23 protein-coding genes are annotated in these 26,922 nt (G+C 68.9%); 11 read left to right on the top strand and 12 right to left on the bottom strand.

The window, feature by feature from the left end; translation table 11 throughout:
* Positions 1-5 precede the first annotated feature (5 nt).
* From E0W80_RS13070 to E0W80_RS13045, 6 genes are all read left to right on the top strand, one after another.
* Complete coding sequence (locus tag E0W80_RS13070) at positions 6-881, top strand: sugar ABC transporter permease (RefSeq protein ID WP_047523679.1); 876 nt, start codon at positions 6-8, stop codon at positions 879-881.
* Complete coding sequence (locus tag E0W80_RS13065) at positions 881-1,693, top strand: carbohydrate ABC transporter permease (RefSeq protein ID WP_047523681.1); 813 nt, start codon at positions 881-883, stop codon at positions 1,691-1,693. The genes E0W80_RS13070 and E0W80_RS13065 overlap by 1 nt, the downstream gene beginning before the upstream one ends.
* 32 nt (positions 1,694-1,725) lie before the next feature.
* Positions 1,726-3,843, top strand: coding sequence for a hypothetical protein (locus tag E0W80_RS13060; protein WP_205802344.1), 2,118 nt, complete (start codon positions 1,726-1,728; stop codon positions 3,841-3,843).
* 48 nt (positions 3,844-3,891) lie between these two features.
* Positions 3,892-5,073, top strand: a complete 1,182-nt coding sequence (locus tag E0W80_RS13055) for a DUF4185 domain-containing protein (RefSeq protein WP_165875458.1) — start codon at positions 3,892-3,894, stop codon at positions 5,071-5,073.
* Entirely contained in the window at positions 5,070-5,798 is a 729-nt protein-coding gene (locus tag E0W80_RS13050; protein WP_131493057.1) for an SGNH/GDSL hydrolase family protein, read from the top strand. The genes E0W80_RS13055 and E0W80_RS13050 overlap by 4 nt, the downstream gene beginning before the upstream one ends.
* Positions 5,799-6,072: 274 nt before the next feature.
* The gene (locus E0W80_RS13045) at positions 6,073-6,723 is read left to right on the top strand and encodes a TetR/AcrR family transcriptional regulator (RefSeq protein ID WP_047523686.1); all 651 of its coding nucleotides are present in this window, start codon (positions 6,073-6,075) and stop codon (positions 6,721-6,723) included.
* A 6-nt stretch (positions 6,724-6,729) separates the two neighbouring features.
* Here the strand turns inward: E0W80_RS13045 and E0W80_RS13040 are convergent, their stop codons facing one another.
* The 5 genes from E0W80_RS13040 to E0W80_RS13020 are packed head-to-tail and all read right to left on the bottom strand — an operon-like array spanning position 6,730 to position 14,590.
* Positions 6,730-9,846, bottom strand: coding sequence for a cellobiose phosphorylase (locus tag E0W80_RS13040; protein WP_131493055.1), 3,117 nt, complete (start codon positions 9,844-9,846; stop codon positions 6,730-6,732).
* Positions 9,847-9,887: 41 nt separating this feature from the next.
* A complete protein-coding gene (locus tag E0W80_RS13035; RefSeq protein ID WP_047523687.1) occupies positions 9,888-10,709 on the bottom strand; it encodes a carbohydrate ABC transporter permease in 822 nt (273 codons plus the stop codon).
* On the bottom strand, positions 10,709-11,629 hold the full coding sequence (locus tag E0W80_RS13030) for a sugar ABC transporter permease (protein WP_081997053.1): 921 nt from the start codon (positions 11,627-11,629) through the stop codon (positions 10,709-10,711). The genes E0W80_RS13035 and E0W80_RS13030 overlap by 1 nt, the downstream gene beginning before the upstream one ends.
* On the bottom strand, positions 11,626-12,906 hold the full coding sequence (locus tag E0W80_RS13025) for a sugar ABC transporter substrate-binding protein (protein WP_131493053.1): 1,281 nt from the start codon (positions 12,904-12,906) through the stop codon (positions 11,626-11,628). Before E0W80_RS13025 ends, E0W80_RS13030 begins: the two co-directional genes overlap by 4 nt.
* A gap of 58 nt (positions 12,907-12,964) precedes the next feature.
* Positions 12,965-14,590, bottom strand: a complete 1,626-nt coding sequence (locus E0W80_RS13020; RefSeq protein WP_131493051.1) for a glucoamylase family protein — start codon at positions 14,588-14,590, stop codon at positions 12,965-12,967.
* Between the two features lie 262 nt (positions 14,591-14,852).
* Between E0W80_RS13020 and purL the strand changes: the two genes are divergently transcribed.
* Together purL and E0W80_RS19190 are read left to right on the top strand one after the other, a co-directional pair.
* Complete coding sequence (purL, locus tag E0W80_RS13015) at positions 14,853-17,183, top strand: phosphoribosylformylglycinamidine synthase subunit PurL (RefSeq protein ID WP_131493049.1); 2,331 nt, start codon at positions 14,853-14,855, stop codon at positions 17,181-17,183.
* Positions 17,180-17,320: a hypothetical protein gene (locus tag E0W80_RS19190; protein ID WP_165875457.1), complete on the top strand. Its 141-nt coding sequence runs from the start codon at positions 17,180-17,182 to the stop codon at positions 17,318-17,320. The genes purL and E0W80_RS19190 overlap by 4 nt, the downstream gene beginning before the upstream one ends.
* 33 nt (positions 17,321-17,353) lie before the next feature.
* Here the strand turns inward: E0W80_RS19190 and E0W80_RS13010 are convergent, their stop codons facing one another.
* A complete protein-coding gene (locus E0W80_RS13010) occupies positions 17,354-17,926 on the bottom strand; it encodes a TetR/AcrR family transcriptional regulator (protein ID WP_131493047.1) in 573 nt (190 codons plus the stop codon).
* A 69-nt stretch (positions 17,927-17,995) separates the two neighbouring features.
* Between E0W80_RS13010 and E0W80_RS13005 the strand changes: the two genes are divergently transcribed.
* From E0W80_RS13005 to E0W80_RS12995, 3 genes are all read left to right on the top strand, one after another.
* Complete coding sequence (locus E0W80_RS13005; protein WP_131493045.1) at positions 17,996-20,542, top strand: MMPL family transporter; 2,547 nt, start codon at positions 17,996-17,998, stop codon at positions 20,540-20,542.
* Between the two features lie 104 nt (positions 20,543-20,646).
* The gene (locus E0W80_RS13000; RefSeq protein ID WP_131493044.1) at positions 20,647-20,997 is read left to right on the top strand and encodes a TraR/DksA C4-type zinc finger protein; all 351 of its coding nucleotides are present in this window, start codon (positions 20,647-20,649) and stop codon (positions 20,995-20,997) included.
* Positions 20,998-21,034: 37 nt separating this feature from the next.
* Positions 21,035-21,472, top strand: a complete 438-nt coding sequence (locus tag E0W80_RS12995) for a VOC family protein (RefSeq protein ID WP_131493042.1) — start codon at positions 21,035-21,037, stop codon at positions 21,470-21,472.
* 80 nt (positions 21,473-21,552) lie between these two features.
* Here the strand turns inward: E0W80_RS12995 and E0W80_RS12990 are convergent, their stop codons facing one another.
* From E0W80_RS12990 to E0W80_RS12965, 6 genes are all read right to left on the bottom strand, one after another.
* Positions 21,553-22,182 carry a TetR/AcrR family transcriptional regulator gene (locus E0W80_RS12990; RefSeq protein WP_131493040.1) on the bottom strand — a complete coding sequence of 210 codons (630 nt, stop codon included), beginning with the start codon at positions 22,180-22,182 and terminating at the stop codon, positions 21,553-21,555.
* Positions 22,179-22,946 carry a tyrosine-protein phosphatase gene (locus E0W80_RS12985; RefSeq protein WP_131493038.1) on the bottom strand — a complete coding sequence of 256 codons (768 nt, stop codon included), beginning with the start codon at positions 22,944-22,946 and terminating at the stop codon, positions 22,179-22,181. The genes E0W80_RS12990 and E0W80_RS12985 overlap by 4 nt, the downstream gene beginning before the upstream one ends.
* A complete protein-coding gene (gene phnE / locus E0W80_RS12980) occupies positions 22,943-23,812 on the bottom strand; it encodes a phosphonate ABC transporter, permease protein PhnE (RefSeq protein WP_131493036.1) in 870 nt (289 codons plus the stop codon). Before phnE ends, E0W80_RS12985 begins: the two co-directional genes overlap by 4 nt.
* Positions 23,796-24,692 (bottom strand): phosphonate ABC transporter ATP-binding protein, encoded by an 897-nt coding sequence (locus E0W80_RS12975; RefSeq protein ID WP_240740527.1) that lies wholly within the window; start codon positions 24,690-24,692, stop codon positions 23,796-23,798. Before E0W80_RS12975 ends, phnE begins: the two co-directional genes overlap by 17 nt.
* Positions 24,689-25,591, bottom strand: a complete 903-nt coding sequence (gene phnD / locus E0W80_RS12970; protein WP_131493034.1) for a phosphate/phosphite/phosphonate ABC transporter substrate-binding protein — start codon at positions 25,589-25,591, stop codon at positions 24,689-24,691. The genes E0W80_RS12975 and phnD overlap by 4 nt, the downstream gene beginning before the upstream one ends.
* A 149-nt stretch (positions 25,592-25,740) precedes the next feature.
* On the bottom strand, positions 25,741-26,826 hold the full coding sequence (locus E0W80_RS12965) for a tartrate dehydrogenase (protein WP_131493032.1): 1,086 nt from the start codon (positions 26,824-26,826) through the stop codon (positions 25,741-25,743).
* Between the last annotated feature and the right edge of the window lie 96 nt (positions 26,827-26,922).

Below are 26,922 nucleotides of genomic sequence, written 5' to 3'. Positions count from 1 at the left end.
AGCGGATGGCGCACCAGAAGACGCCGTACCAGTGGTCCGCCCGGGGCTTCGTCGCCCCGGGCGTGATCCTGGTCGCAGTCCTGCTCTACCTCCCGCTGCTCTGGACGGTGTTCCTCAGCTTCACGAAGTACAACGGGCTCGGCAGCCCGACCTGGATCGGCCTCGACAACTATGTCGAGATGTTCACCGACGGCGACTTCGTGGGCTCGGCCCTGAACACCGTGCTCTGGGTGATCGGCACCCTGATCATCCCGGTCGGCATCGGTCTCGCGATCGCTCTGCTCACCTGGAACCTCGGCGGCGGCATCTGGCTGCGCCTCCCCTTCCTCATCCCCTACGCCCTCTCCGGCATCGGCGTCGGCGTGGTGTGGTCGTTCATCCTCTCCTCGGGCGGCGCGCTCGACCAGGCGCTCGCGGCGTTCGGCATCACGGACCCGCCCCGATGGCTGCTGGATGCTCCGCTCAACACGATCGTCATGATCATCGCCTCCTCGTGGCAGGGCGTCGGCGTGAACGCGCTGCTGTTCACGATCGGACTGCAGGCGATCCCGAAGGAACCGTTGGAGGCCGCACGCATCGACGGCGCCGGCGGCCCGCGCCTGTTCACCAGCATCCTGTGGCCGATGCTGCGTCCGCTCACGGCGGTGGTCGTCGGGCTCTCGATCGTCGCGAGCCTGAAGACCTTCGACATCGTGTGGGGCATGACCAAGGGCGGACCGGGCACGGTCTCGGAGACCCTGGCGCTGACCATGTACAAGGAGACCTTCGTGAACAGCGACTACGGACTCGGCTCCGCGATCGCCGTGTTCCTGACGGTCATCACCCTGATCGCCTCGGTGCTGTACCTGCGTCAGCAGCTCTCCCCGAAGAAGGAGATGTGATGTCGAAGATCATCAGAACGGCCGTGCTCGTCCTCCTCGGGATCGTGTGGCTGCTGCCGGCATACCTCCTCGTGGTGAACGCGATGAAGGACCCGCTGACCTTCACGTCGAAGGAGTCGTGGATCCCGACCGACTTCCACCTGTTCGAGAACTTCGGCCAGGCGCTGGAGCTCTCGGGCATCGGCGACAGCATCGTGAGCACCCTCATCTACTCGATCGTCTCGCCGACCATCGCGGTGCTCGTCGGTGCCGCCGCCGGGTTCGCGATCGTGGCCCTGCGGCTCAAGCGCGGCTTCCTCTGGTTCGTCGTGATCTTCGGCGGAACCGTGTTCCCGCTGCAGATGGTGCTGCTGCCGCTGTTCGACGCGTACTCCCGCACCGGCCTGTTCGACACCCGCCTGGGGATGATCATGATCTACACCGTGATCTCGATCCCGTTCTCGGCGTTCGTGATGCGCAACTTCTTCACCGGCGTCGCGCACAACGTGTTCGAGGCCGCGGTGCTCGACGGTGCCACCACCTGGCGCATCTTCACGCGCATGTACCTGCCGATGGCGTCGAGCGCCCTCGTGGCGATCTTCATCCTGCAGGCGACCTTCGTGTGGAACGACCTGCTGCTCGGCCTCACGCTCAGCCAGTCCGACGACATCCGCCCCATCATCACGACCCTGTCCGGCATGCAGAGCACCTACGGCGGGGCGCAGATGTCGGTCGTGCTCGCCGCGGCCGTGCTCGTCTCCCTCCCCACCGTGGTGCTGTTCCTGTGCACGCAGCGGTTCTTCGCCAAGGGCCTCGCGCTCGGACAGTACTGACCCGGCACGCTTCCCGCCCCTCGAAAGGCATCATGCATCCCCTCATCCCCACCGTCGATGACCTCGCCGCCGATGCGGTGACCCACCACTTCGACGACATGGTCGCGCCGACCGGCCTCACCAACATGCTCGGCACGGTGCGCGTGGACCACGACCTGACCGCGGTGAGCGCCGTGCAGTTCCCACCCGTGTCGCAGGGACTCACCCAGACGGCGGTGCTGTTCGTGGACGGCCGACTGTTCGCCTCCTACGGAGCACCCGTCACGCACGAGTGGCGTCCGGACCGGGTGGTGCGGCGGGCGACCGTCGGCGACCTCGAGATCGAGACCACCACCGTGTGCGTGCCGGGGAGGACGGCGGTCGCGATCGACATCGTCGTGCGCAACACCGGGGCGATGGACAGGGTGGTGCGACTCGGACTCTCGGCCGCCGCTCGGGCGACCCGCTCGGACACAGCCTGGCTCGACGCCGAGTCCCCCTCGGAGCGCGACACCGCGACCGTCGACGGCGAGCGCCTCGTGTTCTCCTCGGCGGAGGGCACGGCGTGGAGCGTGCAGGGGATCGTGGGGGGATCCGCCGCCCTGAGCGGTGTCGCCGAGCTGCCGGACGCCTTCGACGCCGGCATCGGAGGCAACGGCCGCGGCGGCGAGCTCACGGTGTCGCTCGCCGTGCCGGCCGGAGGAAGCAGCCGCACCGGATACGTGCAGGCGATCGGGACCTCCGCGGCCGACGCCACCCGCACCTTCGACCTCGTCACGACCGACGTCCCTGGCGCGGTGACCGATGCCGAGGAGTTCTGGAACCGCCAGCTGCACGCCGCGTTCGACCCCGACGACGCAGAGTTCACCGGCGCGCTGCCCGTGCTCGAGACGACCTCCGCTCCGCTGCGGCGCCTGTACTGGTGGGCCGCTCTGGGCGTGATCTGGTTCCGCCGGGACTTCGCGGGCAACGTGCTCGGGCGCTCGTACGACACCCTGATGCCCAACTACTGGGGCACCACCACGTTCATCTGGGACTACAGCCTGAGCTCCGTGAGCCACGCACTGCTCGACCCGGGCGAGATGCGCTCCCAGCTGCGGCACTGGATCTCCCTCGACATCCACTCGCACTTCGGCACCTCGTCCCTCACCGGCGGACCGGTCGGCCGGTGGTACTCCGTCAACGACTACGCGATGACGCGGCTCGTGCACGACTATGTGCGCTTCACCGGGGACACGGCGTTCCTCGACGAGGTCGTCGGCGGCCAGACCGTCGCCGATTCCGTCCGGGAATGGGCGACCGCCTGGAAGGACCTGCGCCGAGGGACACCCCTGGCCGACTACGGAGAGATCGACAACCTGCTCGAGTGCGTGAGTTCGTACACGCACGAGGTCGCGAGCCTCAACGCCGCGAACGTGTGGAGCATGCGCACGGCGGCCTCGCTCGCCGAGCTCCAGGGCGACAGCGCCTCCGCGGCCGACCTGCGCGCCGAGGCCGAGGCCCTGCTGCCCGCGGTGATCGCGCGCTACGTCCCCGGCGAGGGCATCTTCACCGCCGGACAGCCCGACGGCACGCAGCTCCCGGTCCGGCACTGCTACGACTTCAGCGTGGTCGGGACCACGATCGCCGACGACCTGACCCCCGGTGTGCGCGACGACATGGTCTCGTTCTTCCAGCGCGAGCTGCAGACCGACAACTGGATGCGCGCCCTCTCCCCGTGGGATGCCGATGCCAGCTACAGTCCGCGCCCCGACCACCAGTGGAACGGCGCCTACCCCGCCTGGCCTGCGGATGCCGGTCGCGCGCTCGCCGCCCTCGGTGCCCCCGAGGTGCTCACCTCCTGGGTCGAGGGCTTGTCGCGCACCGCGAACCAGGGCCCGATGGGGCAGGCGCACTTCGTCGAAGAGGCCGTGCCCGGGATCAACGGCGGCGCCCGCAAAGCCCCGCCGCAGCTGCCATACATCATCGACTGGTCGTGCTCCTCATCCGGCGCCTGGATCGAGCTCGTGATCGAGGCCCTGTTCGGCGTCTCGGTCGCCGCGGACGGGACGGTGCGCGCCGCGGGATGCGTCGCCGCGCTCGACCCGCAGGCGGTGCTGCGCGGGTTGCGCGTCGGCGAGCGCCGCTACGACATCCACGCCTCCGGAGGCATCACCGAGACCGCGGGCTGAGCCCCGACCACCACGCAGTACCCACACGAACACGAAGGAGTGATCGAGATGAGAAGACGCATGATCGCGGCCGGCCTGGCCGTCGCCTCCCTGTGCGCGGGGGCCCTGTTCGCCGCCCCGGCGAGCGCGGCCGTCCCCGCCGGCGGAGGGCACGGACACGGCAACGGGAACGGGAACGGGCAGTGTTCGCTGGTCGACAAGACGCTCACGGCGACGGCGAGCGTGAACCAGGATCTGACCGAGACGTTCACGACCTACGGGAACACCGGTGGGGAGTGGACCGGCGGTGACAGCACCTACTCGCTGCCCCTCGGCAAGGGGAAGACCGGCTGGTTCTTCTCGGACACCTTCCTCGGCACGGTGAACCCCGACGGATCACGCCCCACCGACTCGCCCTTCGTGAACAACTCCGTCGTGGTGCAGGACCGCCGCGGCGACCTCACGACCATCACGGGCGGCACGCCGGAGGACCCGGCCGGCATCATCCCGCCCGAGCCCGACGGCAAGTGGTACTGGATCGGCGACCCGACGCCCGGCCGTCACGGCACCGTGCAGGTTCCGCTGCTGCAGTTCGCGCGCACCGGCACCGGCCAATGGGACTTCGCGTGGACCGCGAACCGGCTCGCGACGCTCGACGGGCGGACGCTGCAGCTCGACAGCATCGTGGATCTGCCTTCCGCGACCGGCATCAACTGGGGATCGTGGACGCTCGAGGAACGCGGCACGACCTACGTCTACGGCATCGCCGACCCCGGCGGGGTGCGCTCGGCCTACGTCGCCAAGGTGCAGGGCGGAGACGGCCTCACGGGCACGTGGACCTACTGGAACGGCTCGAGCTGGTCGGCGTCCGAGGGCGATGCCGTGCCCGTGGTGCCGTATGTGGCGAACGAGTTCAGCGTGGCTCGGTTCCGCGATGGCTACCTGCTCGTCACGCAGGACACCTCCGAGCTGTTCAGCACCCGCATCGTCGCGCGCACCTCGTGCTCGCCGACCGGGCCGTTCACCGATCCGGTCGAGCTGTACCGCACCCCGGAGACCGGCGCGCTCGGCAGCTACGCAGACCCTGACGTGTTCACCTACAACGCGCACGAGCACCCGAACCTGCGACACGGCAACCGCATCCTCGTGTCGTACAACGTGAACACCTTCGACAACGTGGGCGACGTGTACGACGACGCCTCGATCTACCGTCCGCGGTTCATCGACGTGCAGCTGAAGGTCACCGGATGACCGATGACCTTCCGGTGCTCCGGGGGCTGCTCGCCTCCGGAGCACCGCTCACCTGGGTGTTCACGGGCGACTCGATCACGCACGGCCTCATCCACACCCGCGGCGCCCGCAACTACGTCGACCACCTGCACGAGCTGATCCGCGGTGATGCCGGTCGGGTGCAGGACACAGTGCTCAACACGGCGATCACGGGATGGCGGGCCGACCTGATCCTCGGCGACTTCGCGCGCCGCGTGACGCACTGGCGGCCCGACGTCGTCACGCTCATGATCGGCACGAACGACTGCACCACACAATGGCTCGACCCCGTGATCGAGCCGACGGCGTTCGCGGCCTCGATCACGGAGGTCGTCCGGCGCGTCCGGGACGACGGCGGGATCCCCGTGCTGCAGACCCCGCCGACCGTGGACCTCCATCACGCACCCGACCGCGCCCGCATCGGCGAGTTCGCGCAGGTGATCCGTGACGTGGCCGCGCGCGAAGGGGTGATCCTGGTCGACCAGCACGCCGCGTTCACCGCCTTCTCCGAGGGGACCGGCCCCGGCAACGACGACATGGCGTGGGGGCTGCTCGACGACGCGTTCCACCCGAACGCGGCCGGACACGCGCTCCTGGCGCTCGAGTGGGCCGATGCCCTCGGGTTCGACGCCGTGTCCTCCCCCGTCCGCACGGACCTCGCCGCACGCGTGGCCGTGGCCCGGCATCCGCAGTGGCCGCCCGCGTGACGGTCTCCGCGCGGCCGCGTGCATAACTCCTCAAGAACGTGCGTGTTCGAAGCCGGATGGCCGACTGCAGACTGAAGCGACCCCGCATTTGAGGAGTTGTTCACGGCGACAGGCGTTCACAACTCAGGAAGAGCGCAGTCCTCCTGCCCGGATCGACCCCCGCGGGCTGAATCGGCGCGACTTCTCCTGAGTTGTGAACCGCGGCATCGGGCGACAGCTGCAAAGCCGTTCGGGTGTTAGGTTTTGAGTCGGGTATCGAGGCGGGAGCGCAGCGGTGGACACAGGCGACACGGAGCAGCGGGGAACCGCGGCGGAGCAGCGCAAAGGCTACGCGAAGGGCCAGGCGCGGCGACAGGCGATCGTCGACGAAGCACTGGAGTTGTTCTCGCGCACCGGGTATCGAAACAGCTCGATGCGTGAGATCGCCCGGCGGGTCGGGCTCACGCAGTCCGGACTGATGCACCACTTCGCCGACAAGGAGGAACTCTTCGCCGAGGTGCTGCACCAACGCGACGAGACCGTCCGCGGAGCTGCAGGAGAGCCCGCCGAGCACACGCTCATCGATCAGGCCGGCAAGGTCGTCGCGCACAACCAGTCATCCCGCGGCCTCGCATCGTTGTATGCGATCGTGTCGGCGGAGGCCTCCGACCCGGATCACCCCCTGCACGACGAGTTCGTCGACCGCTACCGCTCCGCAGCCGACCGGGCGGGAGACCTCCTCCGCCGGGCGCAGGAGGCGGGCGAAGTGCGCACCGACCTCGACCCGGACCTCGCGGGGCGGCTGATCAGTGCGGTGATGGACGGGATCCAGCTGCAGTGGCTGCTCGACGAGTCCGTCGACATGGTGCCGCTCTTCGAGGAGTTCGTGCGCGGATACTTCCTCCCGTCGGATGCCCCGGAGGAATCGCCCGCCGCGGAGGGGTGACAGGGATCAGCCCACCTCGATCGTGAGGCGCACCTCGCCGGCCTCCTGCGCCTCCCAGGTCGCGCGCGGAATCAACACCCCGCCCCGCCGGTATCGTCGCGGCACAGGGGTCGTGTCGACCGGGCGTCCATCGAGCAGCACGCGCCGCACACCGTGACCTTCCCCCGTGACCCGGTAGGTCGCGATGACGTCTCTGCCTCCGCACCGTATCTGCGCCGTGGAACCGTCGAACACCCCGGGGAGCACGGGGTCGACCTGGAGCCCGTGCACGGTCCACCGGCATCCGAGCACCTCTTCGACCAGGATCCGCAGGATGAGTCCCGGCCCGGACGAATACACGCGCCACCCTCCCTCGAACGAGAACTCCGGATCGAAGAGACGGTCCGGGTGCTCCTGCGCCTCATAGCGGTCGGCGAACCCCGCATCGGAGGACGAGTAGTAGCAATCCGACTGCCGCGCCGCGGCTCCGGGCACAGCCGATCGCACCCCCTGCGGTATCAGCAGCTGCAACGCCGTCCACGCCCGCTCCGCCAAGCCGAGTCGCAGCAGCGCCTGCACCCACCGGATGTGGGCATGCGAGTACATGAGCCCGATCTCGCGCCCCCAGAACGATGCCGCCTCAGCCCGCAGGAACGTCCGCGTGACCCCACCGTGATAGGGAAGGGGCCGGTCGAACAGGTAGATGCCGGTGGGGCCGTCGAGGTGCCGGTCCACGAGGCCGAGGTGGTGCGCGGCCTCTTCGGGGGTGAGCAGCTCGTCGCCGATCGCGTGGATCACCTGCAGGGATCCGTGCCCGATGTGCGTCCGGTCGTCCGCGGGGTGCACGAGCGGCTCGAGTCCGTCCGAGGTGATGATCGAGTACCCGCACAGCTCCCCGTCCACGAGGAGGCGCTCGCGAAACGCGCTGCGCGTGCCGGCCGCGAGCGACGCCATCTGGTCGGCCAGTTCGGGGGCGGCATCGGCGAGACGGGGTCCGAGCGTCTCGAGTGCCTTGATCTCCAGCTCGGTCGTCCAGGTCGAGCACAGCGAGGCCGCGAGGGCGGGGCTGGCGGGCTGAAGGGCGTCGTTCCAGTCTCCGTGCCCATAGGCAGGCAGGCGCGGGTCGGCGCTGCGGCGTGAGGCCAGTCGTCCGAACGCCGCCTCCACGTGTTCGAGGATCGATGAGGGCGGCGACAGCTCGTCCGTCCCGACGGACGACACCCGCTCGTGCAGGATGCCGTCGTCCCCCGTCGCCTCCAGATACTCCCCCAGCGCCAGGAGCGGCCAATAGACCACGTCGCCGTGGCTGTCCCGATGCCCGGGTGCACGGTGGGCACGGAGGTACTGGAACCACTGGGGCCAGTCACCGTCGGTCTGCTGCGCGGAGAACACCGTGAGCAGCACGTCGCGCAGCACTGCCGGACTGTCGGTGGCCAGGAGCAGTCCCACCGGTCCCTGACTGACGTCACGGGTACCCCATGCGCCGCCCGTGAACTGCTCGAGCCCTCGCGGCGCCTGGTAGTGAACGGCCGCGTCCGCGACGAACGACGGCAGGATGCGGTTCAGGCGGCGGATGCTCTCGTCATCGCCGTGAAGCTCGGGAGCACGCCACAGCGCCCCACGCTCACCCGCGTCCGCCTGATCGACGAGCACGATGCGGTGCCGGAAGACCGTCCCCGAGGGATGGACGCTCGCCCGCCACCGGTCGTCGCGGCTGCGACCGTCGGCGAACAGCGAGCCGTCCTCTCCGGGGGCCGTGACCGCATCGGCATGGGCCGAGACGAGCAGCTCGATGGGCGGGCCTTCGACGACCTCCACCTCGACGATCAGCTCCCCCAGGCTCAGCGTGCTGACCACCTCGATGTGCCGTCCATCCCACCGATAGACCCAGCGGACCCGGGGGCCGTCGACGATCCACGCGCTCGGGGTGCCGAGCATCAGCCACGGGCCGGTGGTTCCGCGGACGAAGAGCCGCAGCCCATCCGCGCGCTTGAGCCCGACGGCGCTGCGCCGCACCGAGAGGAGCGGCGCAGCGCTGGCATGCCCGATCGTGAGCTGAGAGGCGAAGACACCGTCCATCCACGCGGTGGAGGCGACCGTGAGATCAGCGGGATGCGGGCCCGCCGACACCCGCGAGATGTGACCGTGCGGACGTATCACGGCACGCTCCTTCGGGCCGGACACGACGTGGCGGCCGCCCGCCCAGTACGCCCAGGCGCCGTCCGGCCCGTCTTCCACCCCCTCGGCGTGCGCGCCGCTCACCGCGAGGAAGTCCTCCTCGGACAGGTCCTCGACGATCGCCGTGCGCGCCGGGCTGAAGAGCGTCGGCACGACGGCGGCGAGGGGTCCGAGCTGCGGCGGCTCCGTTCGCCACGGCGTTCCTCCATTGATCGCGTCCACGAACGCCAGGTCACTCGCGTCCGTCCGGCCGGGATGGTCGTCCACGACCACGACGGGAAACCTCAACGCACGGGTCTCGCCGCACGCCAGCGTCCGAGTCTCCGTCTGCAGGCCCAGCAACGTGTGCTCGCCCTGCAGGCGGCGGGACGGAAGGTCCCGCGAGAGATCGAGTCCTCCGTCAGGGAACGCCAGCTGTCGGGCATCCGTGCACCACCCCACCACCCGCTCGGTGCTCCCCACGGCCATCCACGGATTCCTCGGTCCCGGCATGCTCTGCCGGACGGCGAGCCACGCGACCTCCGGCTCGCCGAGCGGCTGGACATCGAGGTAGTCCGACACGTAGAACTCGTTCTCACGCAGGCTCTCGGCCGCGGTCAATGCCGGATCGATCAGGTGCACGACGTCCAGCGCGACCGGCTCGGACCCGGCGTTGCGGAGGTGGACGCTCCAGCCGGCGACACCGTCTGCGGGGTGCTCCCACCACACCTGCCACTCCACTCCGCGGGTCGTCCCCGAGACCAGCGCGGAGCCGTCACCGCGAGCGACCCGGCCCTCGCACGCGGGACCGGTGAGCGGATGCGCGTGCACCCCCTCCGCGCTGCGGAACCGGAGCCAGACCTGGTGCGGCCCCGGTTCGAGCTCGCTGGCCGGATACTGCAGCAGACTGAGGGGCCCGGCCTGCAGAGAGCCCAGGGCTCCTGCCGACGTGAACTGCGCTCGGATGACGGGGAGGGAGTAGTGCACTTTCCTTCAATCTCTCTGGGGTGTGGGCGGCGCGGCGACGATCACTTGATGCCGCTGGTGGCGATGCCCTCGATGATGAATCGCTGGAAGAAGAGGAAGACGACCAGGACCGGCAGCACGACGACCGTCGCACCCGCGAGCAGCAGGCCGAAGTCCGTCGCGTTCTGCCCCGTCGACACCAGCGACAGCGCGACCGGCAGCGTGTAGGTCTTCTCACTGCTGGCGACGACGAGCGGCCAGAGGAAGTTGTTCCAGGAGCCGAGGAAGGTGAGGGTCGCGAGCGTGGCGATGGCGGGGCCCGCCAGGGGCAGGTACACACGGAAGAAGATCCGGAACTCCCCCGCGCCATCGAGTCGCGCCGCCTCCAGGAGGTCGCGCGGAGTGCCCAGGAAGAACTGTCGCATCAGGAACACCCCGAACGCGCCGGCGAGGAACGGGATGAACAACGCCGTCAGCGTGTCGGCGAGTCCGAGATTGACCACGAGGACGAACTGCGGGATGAACACGACCAGCCCCGGGATCATCAACGTGCCGAGCACCGCGATGAAGATCGCCTTCTTGCCCGGGAAGTCCAGCATCGCCAGTGCGTACCCGAGCATCGAACAGAAGAGGATGTTGCCCGTGGTGACGACGACGGCCACGGTCGCCGAGTTGAAGAAGAACCGCCCGAAGTCGAGCCGCTCGAACAGTCGCACGAAGTTGTCGAACGTCGGGTTCGCCGGCCACCAGGTCGGCGGCGACGCGAGGAGCTCGCCCTGAGTCTTGAACGCGCCGAGCACCATCCAGAGGAACGGCATCACGACGATCACGAAAGCGAGGATCACCGCGATGTAGATCCACACCCGGTTCCGGGATGCGCGCATCAGCTCTTCTCTCTACTCACACGGAACTGGATGAAAGTGACGACGATGACGACGATGAACGTGATGTACGCCATCGCGCCCGCGAGCCCGAAGTTGCCGAATCCGAACTGCCGGTAGGTGTACAGCGACACGGAGAGGGTGCTGTTGAGCGGACCGCCATCGGTCATGACGAACGGTTCCTCGAAGAACTGCAGATAGCCGATCGTGGTGGTGACGACGACGAACAGCATCGTCGGCCGCAGCGTCGGCAACGTGATGTGCCAGAAGCGCTTCCATGCTCCGGCGCCGTCGAGGGAGCCTGCCTCCAGGAGCGACGGCGGCACAGCCTGCAGGCCCGCGAGGAAGATGATCATCCCGGTGCCGAAGTTCCGCCACACAGCCATGACGATCAGCGATGCCAGCGCGGTGCGCTGGTCTCCGAGCCAGTGCGGCCCGTCGATCCCCACCCATCCGAGCACGGTGTTGATGAGACCGTTGTCCGGCTGATAGAGGAACTTCCACACCACCGCGACCGCCACGATGCTGGTGATCACGGGTGTGTAGAAGCCCACCCGGAAGAAGTTGCGGAAGCGCTTGATGCCCTTGTCGAGCACGACGGCCGCGAGCAGCGCCACCGCTATCGTCAGCGGGACCCCGACCGCCACGAACACGGCGGTGTTGGTGGCGGCGCGCAGGAACAGCGGGTCTCCGAGAGCCTTGGCGTAGTTGTCCAGGCCGACGAAGCCGACGTTGAACGGAGTCTTGATGTCGGTCACCCGAGTATCGGTGAAGCTCATGAACATCGACTGGAACACGGGCCAGACGGTGAAGACCCCGAACAGGAGGCAGAAGGGGAGGGCGAGGATCAGGCCCGCCCGTGCCTCGCTCGAGCGGAAGCTCCTGCTTCGACCCGAGCGAGGCTGCCGAGCGGCGACGGTCATTCGCCGCCGAACCCGATCGATGTCGCCTCCTGCTGCACGGCTCGGAGCGCCTCCGCCGGATCCGACCCGGTCTTGGTGACCGCCTCCACCTGCGCGTCGAGGCTCGTCGCGATCTGCTCCCACGTCGTGATCGACGGCGGTGCCTTCGCGGTCTCGAGCTGCGTCCCGAAGACGGCGAGCTTCTCATCCGACTTCAATGCATCGGTCGTCCATGCCCCCTTGACGGAAGGCAGGTCGCCGACGATGTCGAACCACGAGGCCTGGGTCTCCTCCTCGGTGAGGAACTGCACGAGCTTCCACGCGGCATCCCGGTTCTTCGTGTTCGAGAACACGCCGAGGTTCGAGCCGCCGACGAACGAAGCCTCCTTCTGGGCAGAGGGCATCACCGCGACGCCGTATTTGTCAGCGAACCCCTCGCCGCCCAGCGCTTCGACGCTGCCGATCATCCAGGGACCGGAGATGAACATCGGCACACGGCCATCGACGAAGTCCGCCTCCGTCGTGCCCTCGGTGGGGGCGCTGTCGGCGAGACCGTCGGTGAAGAACGACTGGTAGTAGGACAACGCGTCCGCGTTCTCCGGAGAGTCGAACGTGAACTCGGTCAGGGCGTCGTTCGTGATGTCGCCGCCCGCCTGCCACATGAACGGGAGCAATGTCTGCCAGGAACCGGTTCCGCCGGGCTGCAGGCTGATGCCCCAGTCCACTCCCGGCTGCGTCTTCATGGCGGCCGCCATGTCGTGCAGTCCGTCCCAGTCCGTCGGCGGCTCGGTGATGCCGGCGGCCTCGGCGATGTCGGTGCGGTAGAACACGACGCGGGTCTCGACGTACCACGGCACGCCGTAGGAGACGCCGTCCACCAGGTTCGTGGCGTTCGCGCCCTCGAAGAAGACGCTGTCGTCGATCTGCGCGGGCACCGGGTCGAGCGCGTTCAGGCCGGCGAACTCGCCCATCCAGGTCGTGCCCACCTGAGCCACGTCCGGTGTGGTGCCTGACGCGATCGCGGCGATGAACTTGTCGTGCGCAGAACCCCAGGGCACCGCGGTGACCTCGACGTCGACGTCGGGGTTCTGTTCCTCGAAGGTCTTCGTCAGCTCGTCGAGGTTCTCCCCCTCGGCTCCCATGGCCCAGACGGTGAGGCTACCGGTGGCTGGTCCGTCGGAGATGTCCTCCGCTCCTGCGCCCTCCGCGGGCCCGGCATCCGCCCTCCCGCAGGCCGTCAATGTCGCCAGTGTCACGCCGACGAGCGCGAACGCCGCCAGTCTCTTGTTGATTCTCATGTGATCGCCTTCCGATCTGATGGGGTCTTGCTTCTCGTCGACGCCTGGCGGACGCTGCTCAGGCGCGTCCGGCACCGAACCTCTCGATACCGATGACCGGGCGGAGCCGGCTTTCGACGGCCCGCGTCGCGAAGCCTCGACGGACGACGCCGTCACAGAGCACGTTGCCGATCGCGCCCATCACCATCGCCTGATCGAGCGAGAGGTGACGACGGGCGACCGTGCCCGATCGCACGGCGACGGCGTCGAAGAAGCCGCCGCGCCCGTACGCGTCGAAGTCCCGCTGGATGTTCACGAGGTTCGTGAACGCCTCCGCCGGCTCGTGCATCATCGCGAGGAACGCGGCGTGCGGGGTGACCACGCCGTCTCCGTACGTCGGTGTCGGGTTCGTCGCCGGCCGACAGTCGCCGAAGCCGGGGTCGAAATTCGTTCCCTCCTGGTCCGACAGATAGCCGTCGGGGTTGAGTCCGAGCGCGTCGACGCCGTACTCGCGGTACCCGCCTGCCGGGTTGCTCGACGGGCTGAACCCCCAATAGCCGTAGCCGGCCTCGTCGAGACCGTGCTCGCGCTGCGCCCGCACGTGCAGCGGGTGATTGCGCCCCCAGCTCCCGGGCGCCCACCGGGCCTCCGGCACGAACACGTCGGGCATGAGCTCCTCGAACATGCTGCCGCCCCAGCCCGGCACGATGCGCATCCCGCGGTAGGTGTACGCGCCTTCGTAGACGTCGAGACCGAAGTAGGTGCGACTCTCACCCACGGGCTGCATCTCGTGCCACGACCAGTCACAGGAGGCCGGGAAGGTGCGCCAGGACGCGTAGTACTGCTTCCCGGGGATCTGTCCCGTGATGATCCCGAGATAGGTGGTGATGCGCGTCTCGGACACCACGGTGTCGTAGTGGTGCGTGGTCAGCCACACCGGTTCGCCGCCGACGTGCGTGCCCCGGTAGACGCCGCCCGGCCGGTCGTGGTCGAAGGGGAAGAAGCCGCCGTGAAGGAGTCCGCCCTCGCGCACCGGGTGCTCGGGGTCGCTGTTGTCGTTGTAGAACGCGTCCCACCGCATCCGGTCGAAGACCTTGGACGCCCAGCGCGCCGCGCCCCGATCCGCGTTCTTCACCGTGAGCAGCGCGGCACCCAGCCATCCGTTGTCGACGCTGGAGCAGAAAGGATGGATGACGTCGCCCGAATCGGGCCACATGCGCAGGGCCTTGCCCGTGGCTTCGTCGTACCAGTTGTAGTACATGCCGCTCGGGGCGTGATGCTCCATGCGGTCGAGGGTCTTCAGGGTGCGGATGAGACGCCCGGTCGCTTCGCCCCGTGAGATGAGGCCGAGCTCTCGGGCGACGAGCGTCGACCACAGATATCCACCGATGTTCGTCGGAGACGTGTAGCCGGAGCGCTCCCCGGCGCTGAGTCCCTCGGTGATGTTGTCGGCGGGGAGGCCGGTGCGCGAGTCGGTCATCGCGACGAGGCTCCGCCAGGTGTCGGCCGCCCACCCCCGCACCTGGCGCGTGTCGAATCGGCGCGTCTGCGCGTTCAGGCCGCCGCGAAGAAGAGCGGGTGCCGCGACCGGCGACTCGACGGGTGCGGCAGCGGCCGGGAGCGCGGGCGTCATCGCGACGGTCGCCAGCGAGGCCGCCCCGGCCACGAGAAAGGTGCGCCGGTCGAAGGCTCGACGGTCGTTCATGTGCTCTGCTCCGTTCCACAGGACAGCTCTGCCCCGCTCAGGCGACGCCTCGCTGCGCCGTGCACCGACCATAGCGCAGAAAACCGTTCATGTGAACGGTTTTCTCTCGACACCCCCCATTCCGGGGGATCCGTCGACCCGTGGCGGGATCGAAAACGCTCCGGACACGGCCTTCCCCGGAGCGTTATTGCACCCGCAATGCACGCCGAACCCGCGCCGGTAGACTGGACATGCCCCGCCGGCCCCTTCCCTTGGAGTGCGCGTGACCACCGCCCCTGCACCTTCCCCCCAGCACGTCCCCGACTCCGTCGAGAACGCGATCGCGACGCCCGAGAAGGAGCAGCCCTACGGGGCCCTCGGACTCAAGCCCGATGAGTACGAGCGCATCAAGGAGATCCTCGGCCGCCGGCCCACCTCGGGCGAGCTGGCGATGTACTCCGTGATGTGGTCGGAGCACTGCTCCTACAAGTCGTCGAAGAACTACCTGCGCCGCTTCGGCCAGAAGGTCTCCGACGAGATGAAGGAACGCCTCATGGTGGGCATGGGCCAGAACGCGGGCGTCGTCGACGTCGGCGAGGGCTGGGCCGTCACCTTCAAGGCCGAGTCGCACAACCACCCGTCGTTCATCGAGCCCTTCCAGGGTGCGGCGACCGGCGTCGGCGGCATCGTCCGCGACATCATCTCGATGGGCGCCCGCCCGGTCGCGGTCATGGACGCCCTGCGCTTCGGTGCGGTCGACCATCCTGACACCGCCCGCGTCGTGCATGGTGTGACCAGCGGCATCAGCTTCTACGGCAACTGCCTGGGCCTCCCGAACATCGGCGGCGAGACGGTCTTCGACGCCGTCTACCAGGCCAACCCGCTCGTGAACGCGCTCGCGGTGGGGGTGCTGCGTCACGAAGACCTCAAGCTCGCCAACGCGACCGGCGTCGGCAACAAGGTCGTCCTGTTCGGTGCCCGCACGGGTGGCGACGGCATCGGCGGCGCGAGCATCCTCGCCTCCGACTCCTTCGACTCCACCGGGCCGACCAAGCGCCCCGCGGTGCAGGTGGGCGACCCCTTCGCCGAGAAGGTGCTGATCGAGTGCTGCCTCGAGCTGTACCGCGGCGAGCTCGTCGAGGCGATCCAGGACCTGGGCGCCGCCGGCATCTCCTGCGCGACCAGCGAGCTGGCGGCCAACGGCAACAGCGGCATGAAGGTCTCGCTCGACAACGTCCTGCTGCGCGACCCCACGCTCACGGCTGAGGAGATCCTCATGTCGGAATCGCAGGAGCGCATGATGGCGATCGTCGCGCCCGAGAAGCTCGACGCGTTCCTCGAGGTCGTGAACAAGTGGGAGGTCGAAACCTCCGTGCTCGGCGAGGTCACCGGTGACGGACGCCTCATCATCGACTGGCAGGGCGAGCGCATCGTCGACGTCGACCCCTCGACGGTCGCGGTCGACGGCCCCGTCTACGACCGCCCGGTCGCCTACCCGACGTGGATCGACGCCCTCCAGGCAGACGCCGCCGAGAACCTCCCCCGCTCGAACGACCCGGAGACGCTGCGCGAGCAGTTCCTCGACATCGTCGCCTCGCCGAACCTCGCCGACACGAGCTGGATCACCAACCAGTACGACTACTACGTGCTCGGCAACACCGCGCTGAGCTTCCCCGACGACGCCGGCATGATCCGCGTCGACGAGGAGTCCGGCCTCGGCTTCGCGGTCTCGACCGACGCCAACGGCCGCTACTGCCAGCTCGACCCGTACGCAGGAGCGCAGTTGGCCCTCGCCGAGGCGTACCGCAACGTCGCCGTCACCGGTGCTGTGCCGACCGCGATCACCGACTGCCTCAACTTCGGCTCGCCCGAGAACCCCGAGGTCATGTGGCAGTTCGGCCAGACGGTCGACGGCCTGGCCGACGGATGCTACGAGCTGGGAACCCCGGTCACCGGCGGCAACGTCTCGTTCTACAACCAGACCGGCGACGTGCCGATCCACCCGACCCCGCTGGTCGGCGTGCTCGGCATCATCGACGACGTCTCGCGCCGCATCCCCTCCGGCTGGCAGGACGAGGGCCAGAACATCTACCTGCTCGGCACCACCTCGACCGAGCTCTCGGGTTCCGCGTGGGCGGACGTGGTGCACCAGCACCTCGGCGGTCTGCCGCCTGCGGTCGACCTCGCGGCGGAGAAGCGCCTCGCCGGTCTGCTCTCCGCAGCTCGCGACGAGTGGCTGATCTCCTCGGCGCACGACCTCTCCGAGGGTGGCCTCGCGCAGGCCCTCGCCGAGGGCGTCATGCGTTTCGGCGTCGGCGCCCGCGTCTGGCTGAACGAGATCATCGAGCGCGATGGGGTGGATGCCGCGTCTGCGCTGTTCTCCGAGTCGACCGGCCGCGTGCTGGTGACCGTGCCCCGTGAGGACGACGTGAAGTTCCGCGGCCTCTGCGAGGGACGCGACTACCCGGTGATGCGCATCGGCGTGACGGACGACGAGGGCGCGAAGCTCGAGGTCCAGGGCGTCTTCACCGTCTCGGTCGCCGAGCTCCGCGAGCGCTCGCAGGCCACGCTCCCGTCCTACTTCGGTCCGACCGTCACGGAGGTCAGCGCATGAGCGACAACCTGAGCGAGGACTACGGCGACCTCGGCGAGAAGCGCAACCGGCGCATCCGCATCGTCGCGTGGACGGTCATCATCGCGCTGATCCTCGCCGGTGGCGGCGCGACGGTGCTGACGCTGCTCCTCGGCTGAGACTCAACGCCGACCGCACGGCACGCGCGCGACTCAGCGCGTGAAGAGGTACCGGATCAGCTCGATGATCCCGCCGGGTCCGTGGCTCTCGCGACCGAGCGACTCCACGATGATCGCCCCGAGGATCGCCCGACCGATCTGCGTGACGGGCGCGTCTTCCGGCAGCTCGCCGTCGCGGATCCCGCCGCGCAGACGCTCGGAGAGATGCTGCTCGACGCCGAGGCTCCCTCCGAGGTGAGCGCCGACCGCGGCATCCTCCGCGGCGGCGGCGACCAGCGACTGCAGCAACGCCTGACCCTGCGTCGTCTCGAGGATTCGGAAGACCGACTGCAGCCAGGCCTCGACGTCGGCGAACAGGTCACCCGTGTCGGGCACGACGAAATCGACGGGGATGAGGCGCCCGTCGACCAGGCAGTCCGCGATCAGCGCACCCCGCGACGGCCACCAGCGGTAGATGGTCTGCTTGCCCACCCCGGCTTCCTTGGCGATGCCCTCGATCGTGAGCCGGTCGTACCCCTGGGCGTGGAACAGGCGGGAGGTCGCGTCGAGGATCGCTTCGCGCGCCGCGGTGCTGCGCACGGGCCCGCTGCGATGCTCGTTGACCATGGACTCAGGATAGCCACAGATCCCTAGACGAGACGTGCCGTATGATCTTTGAGTCTGAAGGAGACCACTGTGGCATCACTGCTGTACCGTCTGGGTTCGTTCGCTGCGCGCAAGGCCTGGACGGTGATCGTCTCGTGGGTCGTGATCCTCGGCCTCGGCGTCGGTGCCTTCCTCACACTCGGCGGCACGCTGAGCAACAGCTTCGACATCCCCGGCACCGCCTCCGGCGCCGTGACCGACGAGCTCGCCGACAAGCTCCCCGACACCGCCGGCGGCACGGGCACCGTCGTCTACCGGACCGAAGACGGATCGCCGTTCACCGACGAGCAGAAGCAGGAGATCTCCGACCTCGCCGTGAGCGCGGAGGACCTCGACGGCGTCGCCCGGGTGATCGACCCCTTCGACGCGCAGCAGCAGCAGGACGAACAGGCGCAGAAGCTCGCCGACGGTCAGGCGCAGATCACCGACGGCCGCACGCAGCTGGATGCGGCCCAGACCCAGCTCGACGACGGCAGGGCTCAGCTCGATGCCGGGATCGCGCAGCTCACCGCCGCCCGCGCCCAGGCGGAGCAGTCCGGAGCCGGCCCCGAGCAGCTGGCCGCCCTCGATGCGCAGCTGGCCGCGCTGAACGCACAGGCGGCCGAACTCGAGGCCCAGCAGGCGACTCTCGCGTCGAAGAGAATCGAACTGGACGAGAACTCCGATCAGGTCGAGCTGGGCACGACCCTCCTCGCCCTCTCGGACGGCATCGGCGTGGTCTCCGAAGACGGATCGACCGCCATCGTCAACATCTCCTTCGTCGACCCGCGTCTCGAGCTCTCCGAAGAGGTGAAGCAGGGCGCGATCGACCACTTCGAGTCCGCACCGATCGACGGCGTCGAGGTCGACTTCGGCACCGACATCGCACAGGGCGTCCCGGAGATCTTCGGCGTCGGAGAGGCTGTCGGTCTCGCGTTCGCCGCGATCGTCCTCATCGTGATGCTGGGCTCGCTCCTCGCCGCCGCTCTCCCGATCGTCACGGCCATCGTCGGTGTGGGCGTCGGCGTGACGGCATCCCTCGCGTTCTCGGGCGTGGTGAACATGGCCTCGGTGACGCCGGTCCTCGGTGTCATGCTCGGCCTCGCGGTGGGCATCGACTACTCCCTGTTCATCGTGAACCGACACCGCAAGCAGATGCTCGCCGGCGTCCCGGTGCGAGAGTCCATCGGTCTCGCGACGGGAACCTCCGGCACGGCCGTCGTCTTCGCCGGCACGACGGTGATCGTCGCCCTCCTCGCCCTCAACGTCACCGGCGTCCCCTTCCTCGGCCTCATGGGAACGGTCGGCGCGGTGTGCGTCGCGGTGGCCGTGCTCGTCGCGATCACCCTCGCCCCCGCCATCCTCGGCCTCGTCGGTCCGCGCCTGCTCAGCCGTCGCGCGCGCGGCACGATCGGCGAGGAGCACGCCGCGGGCAAGCCGGTGAAGCGCATGTCGACGCTCCGCGCCGTGGTCACGGCCGTGGTGAGTGTCGTCGCTCTGCTGATCATCGCGATCCCCGCGATGTCGATGCGACTCGGACTGCCGGACGGTTCGAGCGAGCCGAGCGACTCCACCAGCTACCGCGCCTTCCAGACCGTCGACGAACAGTTCGGCGCGGGCGCGAACGGCCCTCTGCTCGTCACCGCGACCCTGGACGACGCGGTCAGCGACGACGACCTGCTCGCCACGCAGGTCACGATCGCGCAGGCCATCGCCGACCAGGACGATGTGGTCGCCGTCGCACCGATCGCGACCTCCGACGACAACACCCTGCTCGCGTTCCAGGTCGTGCCGGAGGAGGGACCGAACAGCGCGTCGACCGAGACACTCGTGCAGGACCTGCGCTCGATGCCGGCGATCGACGACGGAATCACCCTCGGTGTGGCAGGTCAGGCCGCGATCAACATCGACATCTCGGAAGCCCTGGCGGGAGTCCTGCCTCTGTACCTCGTGGTCGTGGTCGGGCTCTCCCTGCTCATCATGATCGTGGTGTTCCGGTCGCTGCTCGTGCCGATCATCGCCACGGGCGGGTTCGTCCTCTCCCTGTTCGCGACCTACGGGCTGATCGTGGCCGTGTTCCAGTTCGGCTGGGGCGCCGAGATCATCGGGCTGCACAGCACCGGACCGATCCTGAGCTTCCTGCCCGTGATCCTCGTCGGCATCCTGTTCGGGCTCGCCATGGACTATCAGCTGTTCCTCGCTTCCGGCATGCGCGAGGCATATGTGCACGGGGCCTCGGCGCGGGACGCCGTCGCCCAGGGCTTCCGCGCCGGCCGCTCGGTCGTGATCGCCGCCGCGCTCATCATGGTGTCGGTGTTCGGCGGGTTCATCTTCTCGGAGTCGACGATCATCCGCTCGATCGGATTCGGGTTGGCGTTCGGGGTCCTGCTCGACGCCTTCGTGGTGCGGATGCTGCTCATGCCCGCCCTCATGCACCTGCTCGGACGCTCGGCGTGGTGGCTGCCGCGCTGGCTCGACCGCCTGCTGCCGAACGTCGACATGGAAGGTGCCGCGCTCGAACGCGACCACCCCGGCATGAAGGCGGTGGCCGTGCCGACCACGACCGACTCGGTACCGACGCGAACCCCGACGGTGTAGCTTCTCCCGCCGTTCGAATCGCGTGAATGGTTCGATCCCGGCGCAGTATCGAGCCCGTTGCGCGATTCGAGCCGAGGGCAGTCCCCGGTGCCTAGAGTGGTCGCATGACCGCTGACGCCCGTGATCGCCTGCTCGCACTGCGCGCTCGGGCCGAGGCGCGCGTGCAGGCCACCGCTGCGACGCTCGACGAGCTCACGCACGACCGCGAGAGCTCGAACGACGACGACGAGCACGACCCCGAGGGCGTCACCCTGTCGTCGGAGTGGTCGCGCCTGACCGGACTCGCCGAGGCCGCGGCATCCGAACTCCGGCAGGTCGACGATGCGCTGGCCCGGGTGGATGCCGGAACCTACGGCCTCTGCGCGAACTGCGGACGCCCCATCCCCGCCGGCCGCCTCGAGGCACGGCCCTTCGCCGAGTACTGCGTCGCCTGCGCCGAGAAACTCGGAGGCTAGCCCTGACGTGCGCGGCGATCCCGAGTAGCATCCCGTCATGCCCATCACCCTCGAGAACGTCGGCATCGCGGTCCGCGACCTGGAAGCCACCATCTCCTTCTTCACCGACCTCGGTCTCACCGTGCTCGGCCGTGACGAAGTCAGCGGAGAGTGGGCGGCGACCGCCGTCGGGCTCGACGGCAACCACGCCAAGATCGCGGTGCTGCAGACACCGGACGGACGCGGCCAGATCGAGCTTTTCGAGTACATCCACCCCGATGCGATCGAGACGGACCCGACGCTTCCGAACGAGATCGGGATGCACCGTATCGCGTTCTCCGTCGACGACATCGACGAGTCCCTCGCCATCGCCGCCCGCCACGGATTCCACCCGCTCCGCGGCGTCGCGACATATCAGGACCTCTACAAGCTCACGTACCTGCGCGGCCCGAGCGGCATCCTCGTGATGTTCGCGCAAGACCTCACGAAGAGCTGAGCGCGGCCGTTGCGGGATCAGAACCGCACCGGAAACCCCCGGCGGAGGCGCGTTTTCGATCCCGCAACGAGGCACTCACGTCAGGCAGCGACCATCCCGCGCCAGATCACCTCGATCGCGGCGCGCATCCGCTCGACCACCGCAGGATCGCTGACCCGGTCGCCGCGCACGACGAGCTGGTAGTACGCGACACCTGCGATGGCGTCGAAGCAGGCCTCCACGTCGAGGTCGGCCAGCAGCTCGCCGCGCGCGATGCCCGTCCGTAGCGCGTTCTGCAGCGGTACCCGGCGCCGCGAGACATGCGACTGCCAGTACGTCTTCTGCAGCGCACGATCGGCCATCACCAGACGGATGCGCTGCCGGAATCGCGCCTCGGAGTATCCGGGGGCCGAGGGCGCCACACCGTCGGCCCCGAGCCCGAGCCCCGCGAGCAGGATCTCGTGCAGATCGGCATCGACCGGGTACTCCGGCGGCACCTCGCGCCCGACGTCGAGCGCGGCGGCGATCAGGAGCGTCAGAGAGGGCCAGCGTCGGTACAGCGCCGCCCGACTCACTCCGCTGCGGGCGACCACACGCGACACCGTGACCTCCTCGCCCGCATCGATGATCTCGAGCGTCGCCGTGACGATCTGCCCATCGATCTCCTCGTCACGCGGTCGACCGGGGCGGCGGCGGACCGCAGCCCCGGCTTCCCTCTCCAGGATGGTCACGCGGCCAGGGCCTTGGCACGGAGTCGGGCGATCGTGGCATCGGAGAGTCCCGCGGCGCGCAGCGGCGTCAGCGGGTCACCGTGCTGCGCGCGGAGGGTGTCCAGCAGACTGCGCATCGACACGTCCATCGAGCCCTCCAACAACGACGACGTGTTCTCGAGGGCATCGGCGTCGAAGCCGAGTGCCTTCCACATCGCCCCCATCACCGGGGCCGTGCGCGCCATGATCGCGACCATGTTGTCGCCGGTGCGCGCGTAGTCCGCGACGATGTCGTCGTCGGTCGCGCCGAGCACGAGCAGCAGCATGGCCGCGAGCACACCGGTGCGGTCTCGGCCGGCGGCGCAGTGGAAGGCGACCGCACCGGGCGTGTGCGCGATCACGGTGAGCGCGATCACCAGCTGGGGCGCCGCGCTCTCGGCCATGCGCTGATACATGAGTCCCATCGCCTCGTGCGTGAGCGCCGGCTGTTCGCGATCCATCGTCTCCCCCACATCCGCGATGAGCGGCAGGTGGTGGTACGCGACCGGATGCGCGCCGAGCGGGCCACGGCCGGTGAGGGAAGCCTCCCGCGGCGAGCGCAGATCGATGATCGCGGTGAGCCCACGATCGATGAGCTGGTCCGCGGCCTGCGGAGTCACGTAGGCGAGGTCGTCGGCGCGGATGGCGACCCCCTCACGGAGCACACCGCCGTCGATCGCGATGCCTCCGAGATCGCGCAGGTTGACCGGGGCGCTGAGGACGAGGTCGGTGTCGATGAGGGTCATGTGATTCTCCTTCGGATGAGGGCGCTGCCCTGGTCGATCACCGTGACGAGCACGATGATGCAGATGATGATGGCGCTGAGGTGGCCGTAGTCGTACATGCGCATGGCCGTGGTCAGTTCGAGTCCGATGCCTCCCGCGCCGACGAGTCCGAGGATGGTCGCCCCGCGCACGTTCCCCTCGAACAGCAGCAGCGTGTAGGAGGTGAGCAGGGGTGCGGCCTGCGGCAAGACGCCATACTGGATGACCTGCCGCTTCGAGGCGCCGACCGCTTCCATGGCGACCACCGGTCCACGGTCGACCTGCTCCATCGCCTCGGCGAAGATCTTGCCGATCGACCCGATGGAACCGAGCGTCATGGCCAGGATGCCTGCGAACGGACCCAGCCCGACGGCCGAGACGAACATGAGCGCGAACACCAGGTCGGGGACCGAGCGGATGATGTTCATCACCCAGCGTGTGGGGTAGTACAGCCACCTGGGCGCGAGGGTCGACGTGGCTCCGAACGCGACGATCAGCGACAGGACCGCACCGAGGACCGTGCCGACCACAGCCATCTGGAACGTCTCCAGCAGGAGGGCGAGGATGGTGCCGATCTTCGAGAAGTCGGGCGGGAACAGGCGCGACAGGAACTCGCCCATGTTGACCGCGCCCTCACCAAGTTTCACGAAGTTGAACTGGGCGCCGTTGAACGACCAGATCAGCAGCAGGACGGCGACCGGCAGCCCGATCAGAAAGCGGGCGCGCGGCACCCGGAACGCCGCTTCGAGGCGGGCGCGCTCCGCCGGGTCGAGGTGCGGACGGTCGGTCCGGTCGGTCCGGTCGGTGCGGGGTGTACCGGGTGTGCGGGGCTCAGTGGTCGTCGTCATCGCCGTGCTCCTCGTCGTCGTACAGGGCTTCCAACGCCGTGGCATCCAGCCCCGAGGTCGCCCCGGATACGAGCATCTCGCCGTGGCGCAGTCCCACGATCCGGTCGCTGTGCACGAGGGCGAGGGGCAGCACGTGCAGGCTCACCAGCACCGGGATGCCGTCCTGCGTCGCGATCTCCCGCAGCAGGTCGAGCACCGAGCCGGCGAGCCGGGGGTCGAGCGAGGCGACCGGTTCATCGGCCAGGATCACCGTGGGCTGCTGCATGAGCGCTCGGGCGATCGCGACGCGCTGCTGTTGCCCGCCCGAGAGCGAGCGCGCGGGAGCGGACGCCTTGTGGGCGATGCCGACCCGATCGAGGAGTTCGAGCGCCCGTCGGCGATGGGCCCCGGTGAAACCGCCGGCGAGATTGATCGGTCCCGCGCCGTGCAGTGCCCCCGTGAGCACGTTCGTCATCACGCTGAGCCGCGGGATCAAGTTGAACTGCTGGAACACCTGGCCGACCCCCGAGCGGAGGGTGCGCAGTTCGCCGCGACCGAGGTTCGTGACGTCACGGCCCGCGACCCGCACTGTGCCGGCCGAGATCGGGGCGAACCCGGTGAGGCTGCGCATGAGGGTCGACTTGCCCGAACCCGACGCACCGAGCAGGGCGACCATCTCGCCGGGGAACAGGTCGAGGTCGACTCCGCGGAGCACCGTCGTCGTGTCATACGCGACTCGCAGGCCGCGCACCGCGACCACGGGCCCTTCGGCGCGGACGTCGGTGCCGAAACGCAGATCAGTTGCGCGCGCCTGGGCGTGTCGATCCGCAACACGCCCGTCGGCGGCGGAACCCTCTCCGTGTGCGCCGCGCACCCGCGCGGCCGGGACGGCCACCGTCACTTCAGGTCCTCGAGCTCGACACCCGCAACCGCGGCGATCTCGGCGAACGAGGTGAAGGCGGATGCCTTCGGGTCGACGGTCTGCGGGGCGGCGGCGAAAGCCCCGTACGCGCCCAGACGCTCGGCGTTGGCGGGCGAGAACACCTCGGCGATGCCGTCCTGGATGACCTTGCGCGTCTCGGCGTCCAGGGACGGACGACCCAGAACGGCTCCCTGGATGTCCATCGCAGGGCTCTCGCCGACCGCGCGCCACTCGCCATCCGCGAAGGGGAACATCGGCGCACCGAGTTCGGTGAGCATGATGGCGGTGCACGCGGCGTCCACCTGCCCCTGCTCGAGTGCGGCGAAGCTGCCCTCATGTCCGCCCGCGAAGATCGCCTCGTAGTCGGTGCCCTGCTCGAGTCCCGCTTCGTGCAGCATGTACACGGGCATGAAGTAGCCGGAGCTGGAGGCCTGGTCGGCGAAGGCGACGGTCGCACCCTCGAGGTCCTCGACGGTCTGGATGGGCGAGTCCTCCCGCACCACGCAGGTCGAGACCGGCTTGCCGTCGCCCTCGAACGCGACCAGCGCATCCACCTCACCCGTGTTCACGGCGAGTGCGGACGGGAATCCGCTCATGATGCCGATGTCGACGTGGTCGGCGCGGATGGCCTCGACGACGCTGAGGTAGTCGGGCACGTCGGTGATCTCGACCGTGCGACCGGTGGCCTCTTCCAGCAGCTCGGCGAACACCTCGATCGGGTTCTCGGCGGTGGGGTCGTCTCCGACCGGGATCGTGGCGATCGTGAGAGGGGCGTCGGGATCGGCGGGTGCGGCCTCGGCGGTCGAGCCCTGGCAGGCGGTGAGGGTGAGGGCGGCCACGCCCAGGAGGCCGACGACGGGCAGGGTGAAGCGGCGCATGATGACCTTTCGGGAGGGAGATGCCTCGGAATTCCGAGAACATCGGTATTCCAACTCCCGAAGGTGACGGGCAATTACGAGACCGCCGTACTCCGAAAGGAACGATTCGTGAACGGCTGGTGTCGGCCGGTCGGCGTGCAGCGATCCGCTCAGACGGTGGCGACGGCCTCCGCGATCGCCGCGCCCAGCTCCGTCGTCGTGGCCGTGCCGCCGAGGTCCGGCGTGAACGGTGCCACATCCGCGCCACGAGCCAGCACGTCTTCGATCCCGGCGAGCACGGCGGCTCCGGCCTCCGGATATCCGAGGTGCTCGAGCATCATCGCGCCGCACCAGATCTGGCCGATCGGGTTGGCGATGCCCTGGCCCGCGATGTCGGGCGCGGAGCCGTGCACCGGTTCGAAGAGGCTGGGGAAGACCCCTTCAGGGTTGATGTTGGCGCTCGGGGCGATGCCGATCGTGCCGGTGCAGGCGGGTCCGAGGTCGGACAGGATGTCGCCGAACAGGTTGCTGGCCACGACCACGTCGAACCAGTCGGGGTGCAGCACGAAGTTCGCGGTGAGGATGTCGATGTGGAACTGGTCGCGGCGCACGTCGGGGTAGTCGGCACCCACCGCGGCCACCCGCTCGTCCCAGTACGGCATCGAGATCGAGATGCCGTTGCTCTTGGTCGCCGAGGTCAGGTGCTTCGCCTCGCGGCGCTGCGCCAGGTCGTACGCGTAGCGCAGCACCCGGTCGACGCCGGTGCGGGTCATCACGGTCTCCTGCAGCACGAACTCACGGTCGGTGCCCTCGAACATGCGTCCGCCGATCGAGGAGTACTCGCCCTCGGTGTTCTCGCGCACGACGTAGAAGTCGATGTCTCCGGGGGCGCGTCCGGCGAGCGGGGAGACCACCCCGGGCATGAGCCGGACCGGGCGCAGGTTCACGTACTGGTCGAACGCCCGGCGGAACTGGATCAGGCTCCCCCACAGGGACACATGGTCGGGCACCACATCGGGCCAGCCGACCGCGCCGAAGAAGATCGCGTCGAATTCGCGCAGAGTCTGGAACCAGTCGTCCGGCAGCATCTGCCCGTGCTGTTGCCAGTACGCGGCACTCGCGAAGTCGAACTCCTCGAACTCGAGGGCGATGTCGAAGCGGGCGGCCGCGGTTCGCAGCACCCGCAGCCCCTCGGGCATGACCTCGGGGCCGATGCCGTCTCCGGCGATCACGGCGATGCGGTGCGTGGTCGTCATGGGTGGTTCCTTCCGGGACATCCCCCTCTGCTCCGGTCGCGATATGTCACCTGATTCGGTCTTTTCGGGTGACATATCGCGACCGGAACACACGGG

Source organism: Microbacterium sp. PI-1 (assembly GCF_004337555.1).
Lineage (GTDB): Bacteria > Actinomycetota > Actinomycetes > Actinomycetales > Microbacteriaceae > Microbacterium > Microbacterium aurugineum.
Note: the sequence above shows the minus strand (reverse complement) of the source record. Positions and strands in the feature narration are given on the sequence as shown.

What these genes read in the sequence shown, in the direction of transcription:
- E0W80_RS13065 (WP_047523681.1), top strand. Translation starts at nt 881, where the DNA reads ATGTCGAAGATCATCAGAACGGCCGTGCTCGTCCTCCTCGGGATCGTG.
- E0W80_RS13070 (WP_047523679.1), top strand. Translation starts at nt 6, where the DNA reads ATGGCGCACCAGAAGACGCCGTACCAGTGGTCCGCCCGGGGCTTCGTC.
- E0W80_RS12965 (WP_131493032.1), bottom strand. Translation starts at nt 26,826, where the DNA reads ATGACGACCACGCACCGCATCGCCGTGATCGCCGGAGACGGCATCGGC.
- E0W80_RS12995 (WP_131493042.1), top strand. Translation starts at nt 21,035, where the DNA reads ATGCCCATCACCCTCGAGAACGTCGGCATCGCGGTCCGCGACCTGGAA.
- E0W80_RS19190 (WP_165875457.1), top strand. Translation starts at nt 17,180, where the DNA reads ATGAGCGACAACCTGAGCGAGGACTACGGCGACCTCGGCGAGAAGCGC.
- E0W80_RS13055 (WP_165875458.1), top strand. Translation starts at nt 3,892, where the DNA reads ATGAGAAGACGCATGATCGCGGCCGGCCTGGCCGTCGCCTCCCTGTGC.
- E0W80_RS13035 (WP_047523687.1), bottom strand. Translation starts at nt 10,709, where the DNA reads ATGCGCGCATCCCGGAACCGGGTGTGGATCTACATCGCGGTGATCCTC.
- E0W80_RS13025 (WP_131493053.1), bottom strand. Translation starts at nt 12,906, where the DNA reads ATGAGAATCAACAAGAGACTGGCGGCGTTCGCGCTCGTCGGCGTGACA.
- E0W80_RS12985 (WP_131493038.1), bottom strand. Translation starts at nt 22,946, where the DNA reads ATGACCCTCATCGACACCGACCTCGTCCTCAGCGCCCCGGTCAACCTG.
- E0W80_RS13020 (WP_131493051.1), bottom strand. Translation starts at nt 14,590, where the DNA reads ATGAACGACCGTCGAGCCTTCGACCGGCGCACCTTTCTCGTGGCCGGG.
- E0W80_RS13050 (WP_131493057.1), top strand. Translation starts at nt 5,070, where the DNA reads ATGACCGATGACCTTCCGGTGCTCCGGGGGCTGCTCGCCTCCGGAGCA.
- phnD (WP_131493034.1), bottom strand. Translation starts at nt 25,591, where the DNA reads ATGCGCCGCTTCACCCTGCCCGTCGTCGGCCTCCTGGGCGTGGCCGCC.
- E0W80_RS13000 (WP_131493044.1), top strand. Translation starts at nt 20,647, where the DNA reads ATGACCGCTGACGCCCGTGATCGCCTGCTCGCACTGCGCGCTCGGGCC.
- E0W80_RS13060 (WP_205802344.1), top strand. Translation starts at nt 1,726, where the DNA reads ATGCATCCCCTCATCCCCACCGTCGATGACCTCGCCGCCGATGCGGTG.
- E0W80_RS13030 (WP_081997053.1), bottom strand. Translation starts at nt 11,629, where the DNA reads ATGACCGTCGCCGCTCGGCAGCCTCGCTCGGGTCGAAGCAGGAGCTTC.
- E0W80_RS13010 (WP_131493047.1), bottom strand. Translation starts at nt 17,926, where the DNA reads ATGGTCAACGAGCATCGCAGCGGGCCCGTGCGCAGCACCGCGGCGCGC.
- phnE (WP_131493036.1), bottom strand. Translation starts at nt 23,812, where the DNA reads ATGACGACGACCACTGAGCCCCGCACACCCGGTACACCCCGCACCGAC.